This is a genomic window from Mucilaginibacter sp. Mucisp73 (assembly GCF_059491465.1).
Genome location: NZ_CP168507.1, coordinates 6095310 through 6112827, shown reverse-complemented (window position 1 = coordinate 6112827; position 17518 = coordinate 6095310). Strand labels below are relative to the sequence as shown.

Annotated in this window: 21 protein-coding genes; 9 read left to right on the top strand and 12 right to left on the bottom strand. The window is 43.5% G+C overall.

Annotated elements, in window-relative coordinates; translation table 11 throughout:
- Positions 1–9: 9 nt before the first annotated feature.
- From ACEN82_RS25330 to ACEN82_RS25320, 3 genes are read right to left on the bottom strand one after another with little or no spacing between them, the layout of a single operon-like run.
- A complete protein-coding gene (locus ACEN82_RS25330; RefSeq protein WP_218117198.1) occupies positions 10–399 on the bottom strand; it encodes a DoxX family protein in 390 nt (129 codons plus the stop codon).
- A gap of 8 nt (positions 400–407) precedes the next feature.
- Complete coding sequence (locus tag ACEN82_RS25325; protein ID WP_413320940.1) at positions 408–875, bottom strand: SRPBCC family protein; 468 nt, start codon at positions 873–875, stop codon at positions 408–410.
- Position 876: 1 nt separating this feature from the next.
- Positions 877–1197 carry an ArsR/SmtB family transcription factor gene (locus ACEN82_RS25320; protein ID WP_090532792.1) on the bottom strand — a complete coding sequence of 107 codons (321 nt, stop codon included), beginning with the start codon at positions 1195–1197 and terminating at the stop codon, positions 877–879.
- A 275-nt stretch (positions 1198–1472) separates the two neighbouring features.
- On the opposite strand from ACEN82_RS25320, the gene ACEN82_RS25315 reads away from it, so the two are divergent.
- Positions 1473–2966 carry a TonB-dependent receptor gene (locus ACEN82_RS25315; protein ID WP_413320941.1) on the top strand — a complete coding sequence of 498 codons (1494 nt, stop codon included), beginning with the start codon at positions 1473–1475 and terminating at the stop codon, positions 2964–2966.
- A 163-nt stretch (positions 2967–3129) separates the two neighbouring features.
- Here ACEN82_RS25315 and ACEN82_RS25310 read toward each other — a convergent pair whose 3' ends face one another.
- Together ACEN82_RS25310 and ACEN82_RS25305 are read right to left on the bottom strand one after the other, a co-directional pair.
- Positions 3130–3606: a hypothetical protein gene (locus ACEN82_RS25310; protein WP_413320942.1), complete on the bottom strand. Its 477-nt coding sequence runs from the start codon at positions 3604–3606 to the stop codon at positions 3130–3132.
- Positions 3607–3610: 4 nt separating this feature from the next.
- Positions 3611–4573 carry a heme-binding domain-containing protein gene (locus ACEN82_RS25305; RefSeq protein ID WP_413320943.1) on the bottom strand — a complete coding sequence of 321 codons (963 nt, stop codon included), beginning with the start codon at positions 4571–4573 and terminating at the stop codon, positions 3611–3613.
- A gap of 220 nt (positions 4574–4793) precedes the next feature.
- Here ACEN82_RS25305 and ACEN82_RS25300 point away from each other — a divergent pair, with 220 nt between their 5' ends.
- From ACEN82_RS25300 to ACEN82_RS25285, 4 genes are all read left to right on the top strand, one after another.
- The gene (locus ACEN82_RS25300; RefSeq protein ID WP_413320944.1) at positions 4794–5864 is read left to right on the top strand and encodes a serine hydrolase domain-containing protein; all 1071 of its coding nucleotides are present in this window, start codon (positions 4794–4796) and stop codon (positions 5862–5864) included.
- A gap of 13 nt (positions 5865–5877) precedes the next feature.
- The gene (locus ACEN82_RS25295; protein WP_413320945.1) at positions 5878–6438 is read left to right on the top strand and encodes a helix-turn-helix domain-containing protein; all 561 of its coding nucleotides are present in this window, start codon (positions 5878–5880) and stop codon (positions 6436–6438) included.
- 190 nt (positions 6439–6628) lie between these two features.
- Positions 6629–7363, top strand: coding sequence for a heavy metal translocating P-type ATPase (locus ACEN82_RS25290; RefSeq protein WP_413320946.1), 735 nt, complete (start codon positions 6629–6631; stop codon positions 7361–7363).
- 88 nt (positions 7364–7451) lie between these two features.
- The gene (locus ACEN82_RS25285; RefSeq protein ID WP_413320947.1) at positions 7452–7736 is read left to right on the top strand and encodes a hypothetical protein; all 285 of its coding nucleotides are present in this window, start codon (positions 7452–7454) and stop codon (positions 7734–7736) included.
- 4 nt (positions 7737–7740) lie between these two features.
- Here ACEN82_RS25285 and ACEN82_RS25280 read toward each other — a convergent pair whose 3' ends face one another.
- Together ACEN82_RS25280 and ACEN82_RS25275 are read right to left on the bottom strand one after the other, a co-directional pair.
- Positions 7741–7995: a hypothetical protein gene (locus ACEN82_RS25280; protein ID WP_223266306.1), complete on the bottom strand. Its 255-nt coding sequence runs from the start codon at positions 7993–7995 to the stop codon at positions 7741–7743.
- A 96-nt stretch (positions 7996–8091) separates the two neighbouring features.
- Positions 8092–8457 carry a response regulator gene (locus ACEN82_RS25275; protein WP_413320948.1) on the bottom strand — a complete coding sequence of 122 codons (366 nt, stop codon included), beginning with the start codon at positions 8455–8457 and terminating at the stop codon, positions 8092–8094.
- Positions 8458–8665: 208 nt separating this feature from the next.
- Between ACEN82_RS25275 and ACEN82_RS25270 the strand changes: the two genes are divergently transcribed.
- Positions 8666–9676, top strand: coding sequence for a LacI family DNA-binding transcriptional regulator (locus ACEN82_RS25270; protein WP_413320949.1), 1011 nt, complete (start codon positions 8666–8668; stop codon positions 9674–9676).
- Between the two features lie 129 nt (positions 9677–9805).
- Here ACEN82_RS25270 and ACEN82_RS25265 read toward each other — a convergent pair whose 3' ends face one another.
- Both ACEN82_RS25265 and ACEN82_RS25260 read right to left on the bottom strand, forming a co-directional pair.
- A complete protein-coding gene (locus ACEN82_RS25265; protein WP_413320950.1) occupies positions 9806–10435 on the bottom strand; it encodes an NAD(P)H-dependent oxidoreductase in 630 nt (209 codons plus the stop codon).
- A 167-nt stretch (positions 10436–10602) separates the two neighbouring features.
- A complete protein-coding gene (locus tag ACEN82_RS25260) occupies positions 10603–12504 on the bottom strand; it encodes a 7TM diverse intracellular signaling domain-containing protein (protein WP_413320951.1) in 1902 nt (633 codons plus the stop codon).
- A gap of 522 nt (positions 12505–13026) precedes the next feature.
- On the opposite strand from ACEN82_RS25260, the gene modA reads away from it, so the two are divergent.
- From modA to ACEN82_RS25245, 3 genes are read left to right on the top strand one after another with little or no spacing between them, the layout of a single operon-like run.
- Positions 13027–13803 carry a molybdate ABC transporter substrate-binding protein gene (modA, locus tag ACEN82_RS25255; protein WP_413320952.1) on the top strand — a complete coding sequence of 259 codons (777 nt, stop codon included), beginning with the start codon at positions 13027–13029 and terminating at the stop codon, positions 13801–13803.
- A gap of 15 nt (positions 13804–13818) precedes the next feature.
- Positions 13819–14490, top strand: coding sequence for a molybdate ABC transporter permease subunit (modB, locus tag ACEN82_RS25250; protein ID WP_413320953.1), 672 nt, complete (start codon positions 13819–13821; stop codon positions 14488–14490).
- Positions 14487–15113 carry an ATP-binding cassette domain-containing protein gene (locus ACEN82_RS25245; RefSeq protein WP_413320954.1) on the top strand — a complete coding sequence of 209 codons (627 nt, stop codon included), beginning with the start codon at positions 14487–14489 and terminating at the stop codon, positions 15111–15113. Before modB ends, ACEN82_RS25245 begins: the two co-directional genes overlap by 4 nt.
- A gap of 200 nt (positions 15114–15313) precedes the next feature.
- On the opposite strand, the gene ACEN82_RS25240 is transcribed toward ACEN82_RS25245, so the two are convergent.
- The 3 genes from ACEN82_RS25240 to ACEN82_RS25230 all read right to left on the bottom strand — a co-directional run bounded on the left by ACEN82_RS25240 (position 15314) and on the right by ACEN82_RS25230 (position 17465).
- Complete coding sequence (locus ACEN82_RS25240; protein WP_413320955.1) at positions 15314–15946, bottom strand: hypothetical protein; 633 nt, start codon at positions 15944–15946, stop codon at positions 15314–15316.
- 120 nt (positions 15947–16066) lie between these two features.
- On the bottom strand, positions 16067–16345 hold the full coding sequence (locus ACEN82_RS25235; protein ID WP_090532767.1) for a NifU family protein: 279 nt from the start codon (positions 16343–16345) through the stop codon (positions 16067–16069).
- 31 nt (positions 16346–16376) lie between these two features.
- Positions 16377–17465 (bottom strand): Mrp/NBP35 family ATP-binding protein, encoded by a 1089-nt coding sequence (locus ACEN82_RS25230; RefSeq protein ID WP_090532765.1) that lies wholly within the window; start codon positions 17463–17465, stop codon positions 16377–16379.
- Between the last annotated feature and the right edge of the window lie 53 nt (positions 17466–17518).

Sequence of the window (17518 nt, the reverse complement as noted above, 5' to 3'; positions counted from 1 at the left end):
ATCGTTCATTTATTGGTTTCCCGAAATTACTTTTCTTTCGGCGGGTCTGAAATACCATGATATTACGGTAAGTACCAGTAATAGCAGCGCGGGAAATATCTCAGCTATAGCATTCCCCGCTGCAATATGCGAAAAAATCGCGCCCGACATAGCAAAGAAAAAACCCGCGTACGCCCATTCCTTTACCACCGGAAATTTAGGAATCAATACTGCTATAACGCCCAAAACTTTCCAGATGCCCAATATAGTCAAAACATAACCCGGATAGCCTAAATGCGTCAAACTGTCGGCCCCTCCTGCCCCGGCCTTCGCTTTTAATAACTGTACCATTCCTGTTGATATCATCCCTAAAGCAAGCCAGATGGTCGCTATCCAATAGATAATTTTATTCCGTTTCATGATATGTGTTATTTCAATTTGTTTACCACTTCCTGCAGGCGGTTATGGGCCATATTTATACCATGGGCAAAAGGCAGCTTAAGCATCTGGTCCCTCAGTTCGGGCGTTCGGTAAACCACATGCATATTGAGCTTGCTGGTATCGTCGGTAAGTTTTTCAAACTCCAGGAACTCGAGTTGCACATCAAAAGGCGCGTTATCCATTTCAAAAGTGCGGGTGATCTTTTGCCCGGGAATAAACTCATGAATTGTTCCATTGGCTTTGAACACTACATTCCCGTGCGGATCTTTCGTTTCAAATTGCCAGCTGCCGTGTTTTTTATTTTCAAGCTTCAGCACTTTTGTTCCCATCCATTGCTCAACAATTTCGGGCTCCATGTAGGCTTTAAAAAGCAGTTCCACCGGTAAGTCAAACACTCTTGTAATGGTTAAATCCTGTTTGCCGTTTTCAGCATCTATTTTTGTTTTTTGTTCCATGTTATTTGCCTTTATAATTTTTCATAATAGTTTCTAATTTGTTGAACCTGTCTTCCCACATTGCGCGGAACGGTTCGATAAAATCGGCCACATCTTTCATTTTTTCTGCATTGATATGGTAATAAATCTCCCTGCCGTTTTGCTCCTGTTTAAGCAGCTCGCACTCGGTAAGTATTTGCAGGTGTTTGGAAACGGTGGGCCTGGCCGTATCGAAATTTGAAGCTATTACCCCCGCCGTCATTGCTTGTGTGGCAACCAGTAAAAGGATGGCCCTTCGGGTTGGGTCGGCTATGGCTTGAAATACATCTCGTCTTAAATTCATCGTGTAGCTATTTGACTACAAATATAAATGTAGCCATTTAACTACGCAAGCTTTTTGTTTGTTTTTTTTACTGGAACCTTTACCTGATGGCCCTCAGTATCAAGCCAGAATATCTGTCAAAAACACATTAATTTATTTTCTGAACGCAATAAAACGAGCCGATTGCTTATTTTGTAATACATTCTTAACACGCCTTCGCTTAAAAAAGTGTAATTTTAGACCTTCTTAGCAAGGTTATACTACTGGTAACAGTAAACTATAATAATTTAATGGGTATGAATGCCATTCACAATAAAGATATTGGGACCAAACAAAAAGCGCTGGCCATTAATCTTAACCCCGAAATTTATGGCTCATTTGCCGAAATAGGTGCCGGACAGGACGTAGCAGCAAACTTTTTTAAAGCCGGGGCATCATCCGGTACCATAGCCAAAACCATGTCGGCCTATGACATGCTTTTTTCAGATGCCATTTATGGGGTACAACAAACCCGCCGTTATGTAAGCGAACCGCGGCTGATGGCCATGCTTGGTCATGAATATGGCCTGATCATTGAGCGCCTTGGTACGCAGCGTGGTGACACTTCAACTTTTTTTGCTTTCGCGGATACCATATCGGCCCTCAATTACAACAAAACAAATGAAGGCCACGGTTGGATGGGCGTACGCTTTCAGCTGGAGCCGAACGGGCAGTACAATGATGTGGTGATCCACGTTAAGCTGCTGGATAATGATAATAACCTGCAGCAGCAGGCTGTGGGGATATTGGGTGTAAACCTGATGTATGCCTGCTTTTATTATAATGAGATTCCACCGGTATTCCTGCTTTCGCTGATGGATAACCTCTCGCGCGACAGGATCCAGATAGACATGATCCGTTTTGAAGGACCAAACTTTACCAAAGTTGATAACCGGCTCATGAGCCTTCACCTGGTAAAATACGGCTTTTCGGATGCGGCACTGTTTGGGCCCGATGGTAAAAACCTGCAACCATCCGAAGTTTTATACAAAAAGCACATCGTAATGGTGCGCGGCCGTTTCCGCCCGGTTATCAACGTGCATATGGATATGTTGAACACCGGTGTTAAACAGTTTTTACAGGAATCGGATGTTGATAAGGACAACGTTGTTGTTGTTACCGAGCTTACCCTCCAGGCCCTGAAAGAACGTAACGCCGATATCAATGCCGATATAGACGAGAAGGACTTTCTCGACCGTGTAGATATCCTCGGTTCGTTAGGCCAAACGGTGATGATCTCTAATTTTCACGAGTATTATAAGCTGGTGGCCTATCTTTCAAAGATCACCAAACTTAAAATGGGTGTGGTACTTGGTTTCCCTAACCTGGAGTACATTTTCTCGGAAGAACATTATAAAGATTTGCCGGGCGGCATCTTGGAATCGTTCGCTACGTTGTTCAGTCGTAAGGTAAAATTGTTTATATACCCTACCCTTCGCGATGGTGTGATCTGGAATTGCCTGCGTTTTTACCTGCCGCCACACCTGATTGATCTGTACCGCTACCTGATAGCCAACAATAAGATAGAAGACATCAGGCATTATAACGAAAATAACCTTAACGTTGAAACCGACAATGTGCTTGAGCTGATAAAACTGGGCGCCGATGGCTGGGAAGAGTTTGTGCCGCCCGAAGTTGCTACCATAATCAAAGAGCGTCGCCTGTTTGGATATGCCTCCGGTTTGGAACCGGTAAAAACACTTGAGGCCCCTCCACAAGATGGTGATCGGACTGAAATTGATATAGCTTAAAGCGTAAGGCTTTTTAAATCCCCTCTTGAGATGGGGCGCCGAGGGGATGAGCGGTAGCAGGGGCGTGTCTTTGCGATAGACTTATCAAAACAGAAACACACCCTCCACCCCTCTCAAGAGGGGAATCGCACGGCCCCAAAACTATAAAAAGCTCATTCTATTGCTACGGCAAAACAGAAGGCTTTTGGCCAAGAATATATTTAATCCTTTCAGACTGGCCCGAAGTATCTGCTTTCAAGTCGAGAGACTTTCCATTAAGTTGTTGATAATTAACAGCGACGCTATTACCAAACGAAGCGGTTTTAATCACTTCAACCGATTCAACATCCGAAGGGATCTTTGCGCCAAACCAATGGTCGTCATCCTGTTGCTTCCAGGTTACTAATGTAAATACTTCATTAGCGCCAACTGTTTTGTTTCCATCAATTGCCGATTTCAAAGCCAGGTCATTCCCGTAAAGTGTTGAGGCTGTACCTTTGGCCTTATTAACAAATGAGGTAATTACCTTGAGCCCATCCAGGTTATATTTCGGGGATGATGGCAGCGCGGCTTTGGTATTGTATAATTCAACCGGTTTGTTATCGGAGCAGGCCGCAAACATTAAGCTGCATACAGCAAATAAACTATATAATGCTTTCATGGGGTTAGTGTTTAATTGGTTGGGTAAATACAAAATCTTCGGCAGCCATCGGCTTGTGGCAATTCATACATTCTGTGGTAAACATGACATTTGAACCGCCGTACGGCACCATCTTCGGGGTCTTAAACCTCGCCCAGCCCCAGCCATAGGTAGACGCATATTTTTTATCGTCTTTTATCATGTACTCCACCTGCTTAAACTCGCCGGTATGGGTGGTCCCGTCCTTGTCCTGTAGTTGCGCCCAGGCCACTTTAGCAAATATGGCGCCGTTTGGCCAGGGGTGGATCTTGTTTTCTTTGATCGCTTTCACGGCAATATCATTACCGAAGATTACGCGAAGGGTGTTATTATCAAATCGTTCAGTAGTACTGATAGGCTGCCAGTTTTTATAATCGGGAATGTAGGAGACCCCGTTTGCGGCTGTCGGCAATTTGGTAATGGCAGTTTCGTTTTTTTGCCAATGTTGGTATTGCCTGTCAGCGGCATTTATAACCGCCGTATCGGCAGGGTTGCTGTGCACCATTGAAGCAAGATAGTTCTTCAAAACAGCAAGATCGGCTGCGGATACTTTTGCGCCGGTATGAACAGCGGTATAACCCGGCAAAGGCATTGCTCCGGCTATAATCTGATTTACCGACTCCCAGAGTTTGCCTTTCTGATCGGCCGGCGCGAGCTTATTCCATTCGGAAAAATTAAGGTCGGCTCTGCCCTGTTTAATATGGGATGCCACCCCCCAGTAAATGGGAACTATTTTATCGTACCAGCGTAAATTGGTGTTGTTTGAATGGCAATCATAACAGGCACGTTGAATAATAGCCTTAACATCTGCCGGGGCTTCCAGGTCGCCCGTTACCGGCGGATTAGGAACATCCGGACGCACAAACTGGATGCACAAAAAGCCTGCAAATAAAATCAGGATGATAAGGAACGCTTTTCGTCGATACATGGGTTTTCTGTTGGTTTTCATAGCCATTCGGTTTGCAATGCAAAGAAAACTACTATCCTTTATAATAAATGTAACAATTAGTTGGGCGGGTGCAAATAACCGTTGAATAAGGAAAAAAGGAAGTTGAGACTACAAAACACGCTGCTTTTGCGCGCGCCGGCATCAATATAAATCAGCATGTATGAATAAACTTTAAATTAGCGTAGCAGTCAAACGAACGCATCAATCATCCTCGAAAAAAATGAAAGCAAGATCTATCTTACTACTAATGCTTATTTCCGTTAGCGCTATTAAAGCAAACGGGCAATACAATTTTACCAAAGTTGATAACTGGCTAAATGGCCACGCATCCGAAATGGGTGGCCGGGTGGTGCTTGTTGTTTATAAAGATGGCAGGGTGGTTTACAACCACGCAGTTAATGATATGAATATGAGGCAAAAATTTGTTGGCCGTATGATAGCCCGCAAACAAGGTAAAAAAGCTGATCTGGATGATTATACGTCTACCTCAAAGGTAGCTATTGCCAGCTGCAGCAAATGGCTTAGTGCCGCTTTGGTGATGACCTTTGTTGATGAGGGAAAGCTAAAATTGACCGATACAGTTGGCAAATACTTGCCAGTACTATCGCAACATGGCAAGGGGGGCATCACCATTGGTCAATGCCTGTCGCACCAAACCGGGATCAAGACGCCGCCATTAAAAGAAAGTTTAGAAGATATGCGCCAGGACAACTCGATGGATGATGCAATAGCCGATATAGCAGCCTTACCGATGGAAGGTACACCCGGCAAGGTTTTTCACTACAGCAATGCCGGCTTGCAAATTGCCGGGGCTATCATCGAAAAAATCAGCGGCAAAAATTTTGAAACCTTATTTGTCGAACGTATTGCCCGGCCGCTTAATATGCAGCATACTGATTTTGGAAATGCCAAAGTAGCCCTGCCCGCGGGCGGGGCCTACAGTACTTCCGAGGATTACCTGAGCTTTTTAACCATGATCATGAACCGGGGCGTTTTTAACGGAAAGCGCATCCTGAGCGAAAATAGTATAGCCCGGATGCAAGAAAACAGGATCACCGCTGATGTTAAGATCGCCTATTCACCTGCCGAGGCAGGAGGTTTAGGTTACGGTTATGGCGAGTGGGTGTTTGATGCCCATACCGTAAGCAGTCCGGGATTGTTCGGGAGCTTTCCGTGGATAGACAAGGATAAAAAGTACGCCGCCTTTATGATGACTTTTTATATTAAAAACGATGGCAGGCAACAGCGATATCGCGAACTGAAACAACTGGTGGATGAAGCAGTAAAATAGTAGTTTTGCAGCCATGAAGCTGTACATAAAAAACATGGTTTGCAGCCGCTGCAAAATAATGGTGAAAACCGAGCTGGAAAAAGCCGGGCTACAGCCTGTTTCCGTTGATCTTGGTGAGGTAGAGATTAAAGAAGCTCCTACCCCGGCTCAGCTTAAACAATTGGAGACATCGTTAAATGCACTTGGGTTTGAACTCATCGACGATCAAAAGAGCCGTATTATTGAACAGATCAAAACCCTCATCATTGAGCATGTACACTATGCCGAAACACAATCGCCCTTGAAACTTTCGGCGCTGCTTACTTCAAAACTTAATTATGATTATGGGTACCTGAGCAACCTGTTTTCGGCTGTAGAAGGCTCAACCATCGAAAAATACTACATAGCCCAGCGAATTGAAAAAGTGAAGGAACTCCTGGTTTATAATGAACTTAGTCTTTCCGAAATCGCATTTCAATTAAGCTATAGCAGCGTTGCCTACCTATCCAGCCAGTTTAAACAGATAACCGGGATGACACCATCTGCCTTTAAAGCCCTTCAGGGTAGCAAACGCACAAACCTGGAAGATATTTAAAGCACGAATTTTTCGAATTGAAACGAATTACACGAATTTATTCCGCAATAGTTCGTGTAATTCGATCAAATTGTGGCCGGCTTGCTGAGCATTTCGTGTGGAACTGTAAATCTTATAAATCATACCCATAATACCGTAATGCCTCCCTTGCCGGCTCATGGTAATTTTGTATCAGCAAATACAAATTATCATGACACATACATATAATATCACCGGCATGACCTGTACCGGCTGCCTGGCTAAAGTGCAGGGCCTGTTACAGCAGGTTCCCAACATCGAAAAAGTTGAGATCTCATTAGCCGAAGGCACTGCCGACATCACTATGAAAAAGCACGTATCAACAGGCGACCTTCAACAAGCTCTTGCTGCTTATCCTAAATACCAGCTTAGCGAAGCAGAGGTACACCATCACCATATGAGCACGACAGATGCTGCTGAAAACCGCACCTGGCTGCAAACCTACAAGCCGATCCTGCTCATTTTTGGTTATATTTTAGCAGCAGCAATAATTGCCGGAAGCCATACAGGCGGATTTAACGCCATCACGGCTATGCGCATTTTCATGAGCGGCTTTTTCCTGGTATTCTCCTTTTTTAAACTGCTGGATCTCGCGGGCTTTGCCGATAGCTATGCCATGTATGATGTGGTGGCCAAACGCTGGCGCGGATGGGGCTACGTGTATGTTTTTGTTGAACTGGGTTTAGGCCTTGCCTTTGCGCTTAATATTGCACCGGTAACGGTTAACGCCGTTATGGTTGCAGTAATGAGCATAAGCCTGATTGGTGTGCTGCAAAGTGTTTTCAGCAAAAGGCAGATCCGTTGTGCATGCCTTGGCGCGGTGTTTAATTTGCCCATGAGCACAGTAACCATTATTGAAGATGGACTGATGATTGTAATGGGTTTAGTGATGCTGGGAATGATGTAAGGCAGCCAGCAAATGTCATTTCAAGGTAGCGGAAGCGGGTTTCCTCATCCTGTTCGTTGAAATGACATTTTTTTTGTACTTTAATCTCATGCAAAACACCGCACAATTCCTTCTACAGGATTGGTTTAATATTACTGGTCGCGGATTAGTTATCGCCGGACAGATTATTCGGGGAACAATTGCAGCCGGTGATTTCGTTTGCTTAAATGACGAGGTCGTCAAAATAAAAAGCGTAGAAATCGGCGACCAAAGTTCCGGCCAATTTTTTATTGGTTTGATCCTGGAAATAGAAAACCAAACCCCAATATTATCCTTACTCAAAAAATTAAAGGGAGAAAATTTCTTGATATTAACAGCGACAGCCGTCAATTAACCGCTTACATCCTAAACCGCAAGGCAACCGAGCGTCCCAAAGCTTGCGCAAATTCGGGGTCAATTACCGGGCCTTCGCCTTTTTGTACCCATACACGGCGGGCGTCTTTTTGAAGGATTATTTTCTCGCCATTTAACAGGATCTCAAGTTCGCTGGTGGTTGGGGTAATTGGCGAGGTATTAATTTGATACACGTGGTCGGTATCGTTAAAAGTTATTCTTAGTGGCAATCCCATCTTTATCTTCTCTACGGTAAACATACGTATCCCATGTTACAAAAGCAACAACAGGCGGCGGGCAATAACAATTTTCTACATTAACAGACTAATTTACAGATCATTATTTTGCACATTTAATCAGGCCGCCAGCTGTAACTGAACCTTATGGATCAGGCTGTTCATGCCAAATGGCTTGTGCAAAACATCATCCGGCGCCCCTTTTTGCGGTTCCTGTGCTTCGGTTTCTTCGTTTTCTGAACAAACAATTACACGAAGATTTTCAGTGGCCCGGTTCAATTTAATGAGCCGGCACAGCTCGCGGCCATCCATGCTTTTATTAACAATATCCAGGATCACCAGGTCGGGGTGGCATGCTTTTATAGTCCTGAAAATTTCATGGACATGGGTTGACGAGGCTACTTCGTAACCTTTGCCGAGCAAGATGTAGGTCATCACCTCTATCATCAGCTCGTTATCATCAATTATCAAAATTCGTTTTGCCATACACCCAGCCCTGCTTTCTATATCAATATTATGCAAACCGCATGCCACTGATTAACTTACAGTTAACTACTTGCCGTCCAGTCCGGGGGCGATTCCTGCCATAGCTATCTTTTGTAATGATATTTTGACAATTATAGCCTTAATGTTTAAACACAATTGATCTGTTTTATTACATTTGGCCTATAGGAAATAGATTTAGCGAGCGAAAATGGACAATATCAATATCAAAAAACTGGCAAAGGAACTCAATATCTCCACATCAACCATCTCGAGGGCCTTTAATGGAAACACTGATATTAATAAAGACACCAAAGAGCGGATTTTAGCATACGCCAAACAACATAACTATTTGCCCAACCATTATGCCAGTAACCTCCGCGATAAAAAGACCAAAACCCTGGCTGTTATCGTTCCCGAAATAGCTAACGACTTTTTTTCGCAGGCTATCAATGGCATTGAAGAGGTTGCCCGCAAAAAAGGGTTCTACATTTTACTTTACCGCACCGACGACGTTTTTGAAAAGGAAGTATCGTTTGTAAATTACCTTAACAATGGTAAGGCAGATGGCATTATCATGTCGGTATCCGGCGAGGCAAGCGATCACAACTATCTGCGCCAGCTGGAAAAAAAGCATGTGCCTGTTGTGTTTTTCGACCGCGTTTATGAGGATATTGAGGCCGCCAAAGTAACTACTAACGACTATGACGCCAGTTTTGCAGCAACCGAACATCTTATTAAAACCGGGTGCAAAAAGGTAGCTTACCTGGTGGTTAACAAAAGTATTTCGATAGGTAAAGTGCGGATGCAAGGGTATATGGATGCGCTGGCTAAGCACAAGATCGTGTTTGATGATACCCTTGTTATTGATTGCAGCAACGATGAAAAGGAAAATTATAAAATTTTGAAAAAAGCCTTACAAGTGATCAAGCCTGATGGTATTTTCAGTTCGGTTGAACGTTTGGCCTTTGCCACCTACTACGTTTGTAATGACCTTGGCATTTCGATACCTAACGATCTGAAAGTGATTAGCTTTTCAAGCCTCAGGGTAGCCCCGCTCCTTTCTCCCCCTCTTTCAACCATAACGCAACCCGCTTACGAAATGGGCGTAAAGGCTGCAACTTTACTGTTCGATGTGCTGGAAAACAACGGCTCGGCTCCTAAAAAGCAACATGTGCTAAAATCAAAACTGTTTATCAGGAAGTCGTCGTCGGGTTCATAGATCATAGTTCATAGTTCATGGTTGATGGTTTATAGCATGTAAGAAACAAGCCATAGAAATAAAGTCTATACCTTGTTTCTTGCATGCTGGCCATGAACTATGAACCATCATCTATGAGCCAATAAAACCTTACGCTTCAATAAAAAGCTCGCTTTGCGGCCTGCGTACTTTTAGCATTTTGCTGTAAGCGTCGTCTTCGGCACGGAAACCTACTGCGGCAATTACCGTGGTAGTTAAGCCTTTTTCTTTCAAGCCCAGGATCTCGTCGAATTTCGCAGCGTCAAAACCTTCCATTGGACCCGCGTCTACCCCAATTTCTGCAGCTTCAGCCAATAAAACCCCTAAAGCGATATAAGCCTGTTTGTGTGACCATTCAACTTTTTGCTCATCGGTACGGCTGGCCAGGGTGCCTAATACCATTTGCTCATAACCGGCAAGGCTTTCACGGGCAATGCTGCGGGTTGAAGCAACAAGGTCAATGAATTTTTTACCAAAATCCTCATCAAGGTTAGTTAATGAAGCAAACACAAACAGAGCCGATGAATCGGTAATCTGCGATTGGTCGTACCCAACGGCACGTAATTTCTTTCTTGTCTCTGCATCCTGCACAACAATCACCTTATATGATTGCAGGCCTAATGACGATGGTGCTAACTGAATGGCTGTTTTTAAAGCCTCTAACTGTTCTGCGCTTATTTTTTTGTTGGGATCGAATTTCTTAACGGCCGATCTCCATTGTAATTTTTCTACTAATGACATGATTATTTTCAAATGTTGAAACAAATATAGATGTTTAAACATATATATTTAGCCACGCAATTGTAAACAGATAATTATCCCCCTATTAAGTGGAAATAGATGTCATGCCTTTAGTGCGTCCTCACATACAGCTTTGGGGGTGAATTTCGCCTGACTTTACCCTGCTGTTAAGCATTCGTGTCGATCACCAATTTACTCCACCCCTTATTCCCCGCGTTTTTGATCTCTTTTTTACGCTGCTCCATTACTTTTTTGATGCGCGAACTGTAAGCCCAACAGGTGCTTTGGCGGATGGATAGAATTTCGGAAAGTTTATGTGACGAGATCTTACCCTTGGTTGAATACATCAGGAAGATCATATAAAAAGCTTTATTGATAGGGATCCGGGTGTTTTGCAGTATGGTGTAAGCTATTACCGACTCCTCATAACCACATTTTGAACACCGGCGGCTGTAAGGGAGGTGCCCGCTGCCGTAATGTGTATTGCTGCACTTGCGGCAGGCATAACCATGCTCCCATTTCAGGTCGGACAGGAATTTAAAACAGGTTTCCCTGTCGGGATAAATACGGCTAAACTCTTCAAAGTCAACTTCGGTGAGCATCACCCTATCGTGGGTTACTTTTTCAATGTCATTATGCAGGATAATGTTATCCTTTTCGAGGAGCACATTCATGCGCGAGATCTCTTCGGCCTGTTGCTGCAGCAGCTCATTAACTGATTTTAGCTCCTCATTTTGTTCCGCTATCATTGATGACTTTTCAACCAGCTCGCGGGTGCGTTCCTGCACCTGGGCTTCAAGGCTGCGGTTCAGTGTATCTTTCAGCTCTTCGTTTTGCTTCATCTGGGCTATAATATCCTGCTGGGCAATGTCCTTTTCTTTTTTAAGGATCCGCACTTTATCCCCTATAGCAAAAGAGATGAACAGCATCTCCATAATAAAACAAATACTAAGACTGTAGTAATCAAACTCGGTAACAGGCAGCCACCAGATATTTAGTGCTATACAGCTTTTAATCACAAAGCCGGTAAGTAAAAAAGTGTACCCAATAACAAAGAACCGCGCCGGTTTATACCCTTTTACCAGCACATAACAACCCGCATAAAAAGAAATGCACAGCGGCAAAAACTCGATGATCTTGTAGTTAAACCAGGCCATATTAATAGTAATGCAGGCCAGGAAATAAATGCACCTGAAAATGATCACCCACTTGATCACTTTATTTAAACGCGGGGCATTAACTTTTAAATTGAGCAGGCTTTGAGCAAAAAGGATGGCAAAAATACTGGCCGAGAACAGGGCGATACCATACGCGTAATTATTCCAGCCGGGATAGTTTGGCCAGATGTACTGGTAAGCTATGCCATCGGCACACATTTCATAAAGGCCAATACTTAAGTTATAAATGATGTAATACAGGTATTGCACCTGGCGCATGGCTATGAACATCATGAAATTGTACAGGCCAAAAACCAGGATCATACCGTAAAAAACACCAAAGAAAAAATATTCGTCGAGCGCGTAGCCAATAAAGCGGCTTACCGTACGCAATACCATGATCACATTAACCGAATGCCCCGAGCGGATGCGGATATAATAAACATCATCGGGCCCCTGGTTGCTGTTGATATTAAAGCTAAAGTTTTTGTGTTTGTAAAAGCGCGCGGCAAAAGGGCGGCTACTGCCAAGCGACGTTGCCCGGTAATTATTTTTAACGGGCGAATAAACGGTAATACTGTCGATAGTTTGATCAAAAAACTCCAGGATCCAGTTGTTGCTGGTGGCATTGGCCTTGCCAATTTTTATGCGGTACCAGTAAGCCGAATTGTTGTGATGGGTAACGGGGGTTGGTTCATGGTTAACTACGAATTTGCCTGCTAAGTAAGCGCCGCGAATATCATCGAGGCTGAGTTTTCCGGTTGTATCCTCAAAATATACTATCTGCTTATATTCAAAAATGTGCTGGTTTACTTTGTCGTTTATTTGAACCGTGGTTTGAGCTATGCCTGTTGAAAAGCATAAGCAAAACATTATAATACCGATAAAAAATCTCAGTAAAAGTTTAAACATAGGCTTGGGAAATGGATGTATTCCGCACCTGTAATGGTGGTTTCACTACAGGCGCGAAAAAAATGGTTGTTTGGTTAGCGTCAGGCCGGATACAATTATAATATTTTTATTTTTCTATTCCTATTAAAAGTACATTAAACAGTTATTTAAAATGTTAATTTTTAGCCATTTGTTGTTAATATCCGGGAATTACCATACATAAATAGTTATAGGCCTATTTACTAAAGTGTTCGAAGCGGCTTTTCCATCTATTTTATATTAAAGGACTACGGCCCAAAAACAACAATGGGATTTTTCATCAGGCGTATTTTTAAAGCCGGCGTACGCGGCGCCTGAGCGTTTTATCATTGTTAAATTTTGATTTATCAGATAACTTAACATGACTAATATATGAACCGCTATTGGTTATAACAAGCGTATATTTGTAGTGTTAGGGCATCAAAACATCGCTTTTCGAAAATCACGATGTGCTTCATTACCAAAACGAAAACTGTTGCCTGCAAGCTAAAAACTATAAAACCGATGCAAAGCGAACATTACAATACCGGGCTAAAAAAAAGCGTTCTTTTTTTATTCGCCCTGCTATTTACAGCAAGCTTAACCGTAAACGCCCAAAATATCCGGGTTGCGGCAGCTGCTAACCTGCAGCCGGTAATGGAGGTTTTACAAAAAGATTTTAAGCAAAAAACAGGAATTACTATTGATGTCGTTATCGGTTCATCGGGTAAGCTGGTGGCGCAGATCAGTAACGGCGCACCGTTTGATGTGTTTTTATCGGCAGATATGACCTTTCCCGAAACACTGTTTAAAAATGGTTTTGCAAAAGAAAAACCGGTAGTGTACGCCTCGGGCAGCCTGATCATTTGCAGTACGCAAAACATTGGTTTTGAAAACTGGGAACGCCTGCTGCTTTCGGCAAGGATAAAAAAAATCGCCATAGCAAATCCGGCTATAGCGCCTTATGGTAGAGCCGCCGAGCAATCGCTCAGGGATAAGGGGATTTTGGATGATGCCAAATCGAAGGCCGTTTATGGAGAAAGCATATCGCAGGTAAATACTTACATTACCACAGGCGTGGCCGATATCGGCTTCACTACCCAATCGCTGGTAAAGGAACTGGGAAATAAATCGCCACTGTTTTATATGGTCGTCGATCCCAAAACTTACGACCCAATACTGCAGGGTATCGTGATCCTGAAACACGGAGCGACTAACCCCGCGGCTGGAAAATTTTACCGATACATTTTAAGCCCGGCGGCTAAAAGTATTTTTAAAGCGTATGGTTATAGGGTACAATAATTTGTATTTTTATCGATGGACCTATCGCCCATATGGCTCACATTAAAATTAGCAGGCATCACCACACTTTTGCTACTGCTTATCGGGTTGCCATTTGCCTGGTGGCTTTCAAGGGGAAAATCGTTTATCAAGATCATTTTCGAAGCAATTATTACTATGCCTTTGGTGTTGCCGCCATCGGTACTGGGCTTTTATCTGCTGCTGGTTTTTAGTCCGCAGCATGGTTTAGGGAAATGGCTGCATGACACTTTTGATGTACAACTGGTTTTTTCCTTTCCGGGGCTGATCCTGGCTTCGGTAATTTATAGTATGCCTTTTATGGTGGGGCCGGTAAAATCTGCTCTGCAGCAATTGCCGGTTTCATTAGCCGAAGCGTCATACACATTGGGTAAAACCGAATGGCAAACGTTTAGATACATTCTACTGCCCAATATTAAACCGTCATTATTAACAGCCGCGGTTTTAACCTTTGCCCATACGCTGGGTGAGTTTGGTGTTGTGTTGATGATTGGCGGCAATATCCCCGGTGTTACCCGTGTAGCTTCTATTGCGGTATATGATTCGGTAGAGAAGATGGACTATGCCTCGGCCAATAATTATTCGCTTATTCTATTCTCCATTACGTTTATTTTGGTGATAACTGTTTTTATATTCAATAAACACCAGGCGAAAGGCCCCATAGCATGATCAGCGTAGATATTGAAATAAAACTGAAAGCCTATCATGGCGGGCAATTGCTGAAGATAAAACGGCAGTTTGTTTCTGGGAGCGTTACCAAAATTTTGGGGCCTTCGGGTTCAGGAAAAACTACATTGCTTAAAATGATAGCCGGTCTGTCATCGCCCCGAAAAGGGAAGATCATAGCGGACGGAATTACCTGGTTTGATGATGAACAACCGATCAATTTATCGCCGCAAAAAAGGCATATCGGCTTCGTATTTCAAAACTACGCCCTGTTCCCAAACATGACGGTGCAGCAACACCTGGAGTATGCCAGCAATGATACCGGCTGGATAAAGCGCCTGCTGCAATTGGGGCAACTGGATAACTTTACCACTCACAAGCCCGATCACTTATCCGGAGGGCAACAACAGCGGCTGGCGATTTTGAGGGCATTGGCTACCAAACCAAAGCTGCTTTTAATGGATGAGCCGTTTTCGGCATTGGATAGTAAAATGAAAACTACACTGATTGCTGAACTTAAGCTTTTACTTAAGCAATTAGGGGTTACTACTATTGTAGTAAGTCATAATTTGCAGGAGTTGGAAATATTTGATGGTGAGGTGATGGATTTTGAGGGTGTGATTTGAGATATCAGATTAAATTGTTCTGATCATCCAGGTATTGCTTGTGCTGATTTTTTCGACTTGCGCTCGTTTTTAACGAGTGTTTAATGTGGTTTGGCGTTTGCAACGCCATTTCCGGCGCTTACGTTACAAACGTAAGCCCATTTTAAGCACTCATCACAGATGAGCGCAAGTTGTAGGATTAACAACCAAAATCTTAATGATTATCTACTACTGCTCTTATCTCCGTCAGATATCGACTTAATGAGGCTACCCCATGCCAGCGGGTTTAACAGCGGATTAGGAGTAAGCGAATGCGAATTCAGGATGCTGGTGTGCATAGCCTGTGCATTGGCCGATTGTATTTCCTGGGCATCGCGGGGCAAGGTGTTATACAAGGCCGATAGGGTTGCCTTGCTGATGTTTTTGCGGGCAATCTCCAAATCGTCATCAGCAAGTTTTATAGCCAGGAAATCTTTTTTAAACTCATCGGTAGTTGCCCATGGAAACACGTGAAATGTAGGCAGGTTGATGATCTGCGCTTTCAGGGATACCTGGGTAGTATAACTTTCGTTTGGCAGATTGGACGGGATAACCACAGTAACCGGGGCATAACCAACGCAGGTAAATCGGAGGGTATCGCGCTCATGTACTACAAATGAAAAGTATCCCTTATAGTTAGATACGTTAATGATATTATGTGCCGAAGTATTGGTAATGGTTACATAAGGGATAGTGATCTTTACGCTATCGGCATTATGCGTAATACCGGTAAATTGCACAACAGGGCGGTCTTTGCTTTGTGCAAAAGCGCCTATTGAAACAAATAACAGCAGTAAACCAAATAAATATTTCATAAAACCATTAACTACTTAGCTCAACATATATTACGCTGCGAGCGCTAAAATAGTTTTTAAACTTCATCAAAAATAAGTCATATCCCCCAATTGGGCCGGGGATTTAACAAATCTTAACAACTACCTTAAATTTTCGGGAAGCACGGCATTGGGGTCATCAATGTCCGTTAGGTTTATGGCCTCAATGGCGGTAATTTCGGGCACAGCTTTTTTAATAGCCTGCTCAATACCTGCTTTAAGGGTCATGATACTCATTGGGCATGATCCGCATGAACCCAACAGCTTTAATTTAACAACATTTTCAGGAGTTATCTCCTCAACAGAAACATTCCCCCCATCAGCCTCCAAATACGGACGGATAGTATCTAAAGCTGCTTCAACCTGATTTAATAAACTCATTTTTATTAATTTATAACGTTATGTAAAGTTATTAATTATTTACAATATTTTCTGCACTCAATGCTTTGGCATTTGATATGGCCACCTGCTGGGCAACACGCTCGGCCATTTTCACAAAAGCAGCGGTCATCGGGCCATCTTCTTCAAGCACTGTCGGCTTGCCTGCATCACCCGAATCACTGATGCCTTTAATCAGCGGGATCTCACCCAGGAACGGAACATCAAGCTGTGCAGCCAGTTTTTGTCCACCGCCTTTACCAAATATGTAATACTTGTTTTCGGGCAGTTCGGCAGGTGTAAAGTACGACATGTTTTCAACCACCCCCAGTATAGGCACATTAATAGCCGGCATCATAAACATACCAATACCTTTCTTCGCATCGGCCAGGGCTACATTTTGCGGCGTGGTAACAATTACAGCGCCCGTTACCGGGAAGCTTTGCGTTACCGTGATGTGAATATCGCCTGTACCCGGAGGCAGGTCGATCACCAGGTAATCAAGTTCACCCCAGTCGGCATCATTGAACAGTTGTTTTACAGCGGTTGATACCATCGGCCCGCGCCATGGCACCGGCTGATTAGGATCAGTAAAGAAACCGATAGACAGCAATTTAATGCCATATTTTTCAATCGGTTCAATTCGGGTTTTGCCATCAACCTGACTGGCCATTGGGCGGGCACCCTCCAGGCCAAACATAATGGGTACCGATGGGCCGTAAATATCGGCATCGATCATCCCCACCTTTGCTCCCGATTTTGCCAGACCTAAAGCAAGGTTTGCCGCAACCGTTGATTTACCAACCCCGCCCTTGCCCGAAGCTACGGCAATGATATTTTTTACACCCGGAACCCCGGTGTTTTTTTGAGTAGTTACACGCGAGGTCATGTTGATATTGATAACGGCCTCTTTGCTTACAAAATGCAGGATAGCATTACGGCAGGCATTCTCAATCATGGCTTTAAGCGGGCAGGCCGGCGTAGTCAGGATCACCGAGAAGCTAACGTTGTTGCCATCAATATGAATATCCTGAATCATGTTAAGCGTTACCAGGTCTTTTTTCAGATCCGGCTCTTCAACGTTGCCCAGTGCCTGTAAAACTTGTTCTTTAGTAATTGTCATAATATGAGGCAAATTTATGAAAACAGGTGGTTGATTAAGTTTATCAGGAAACA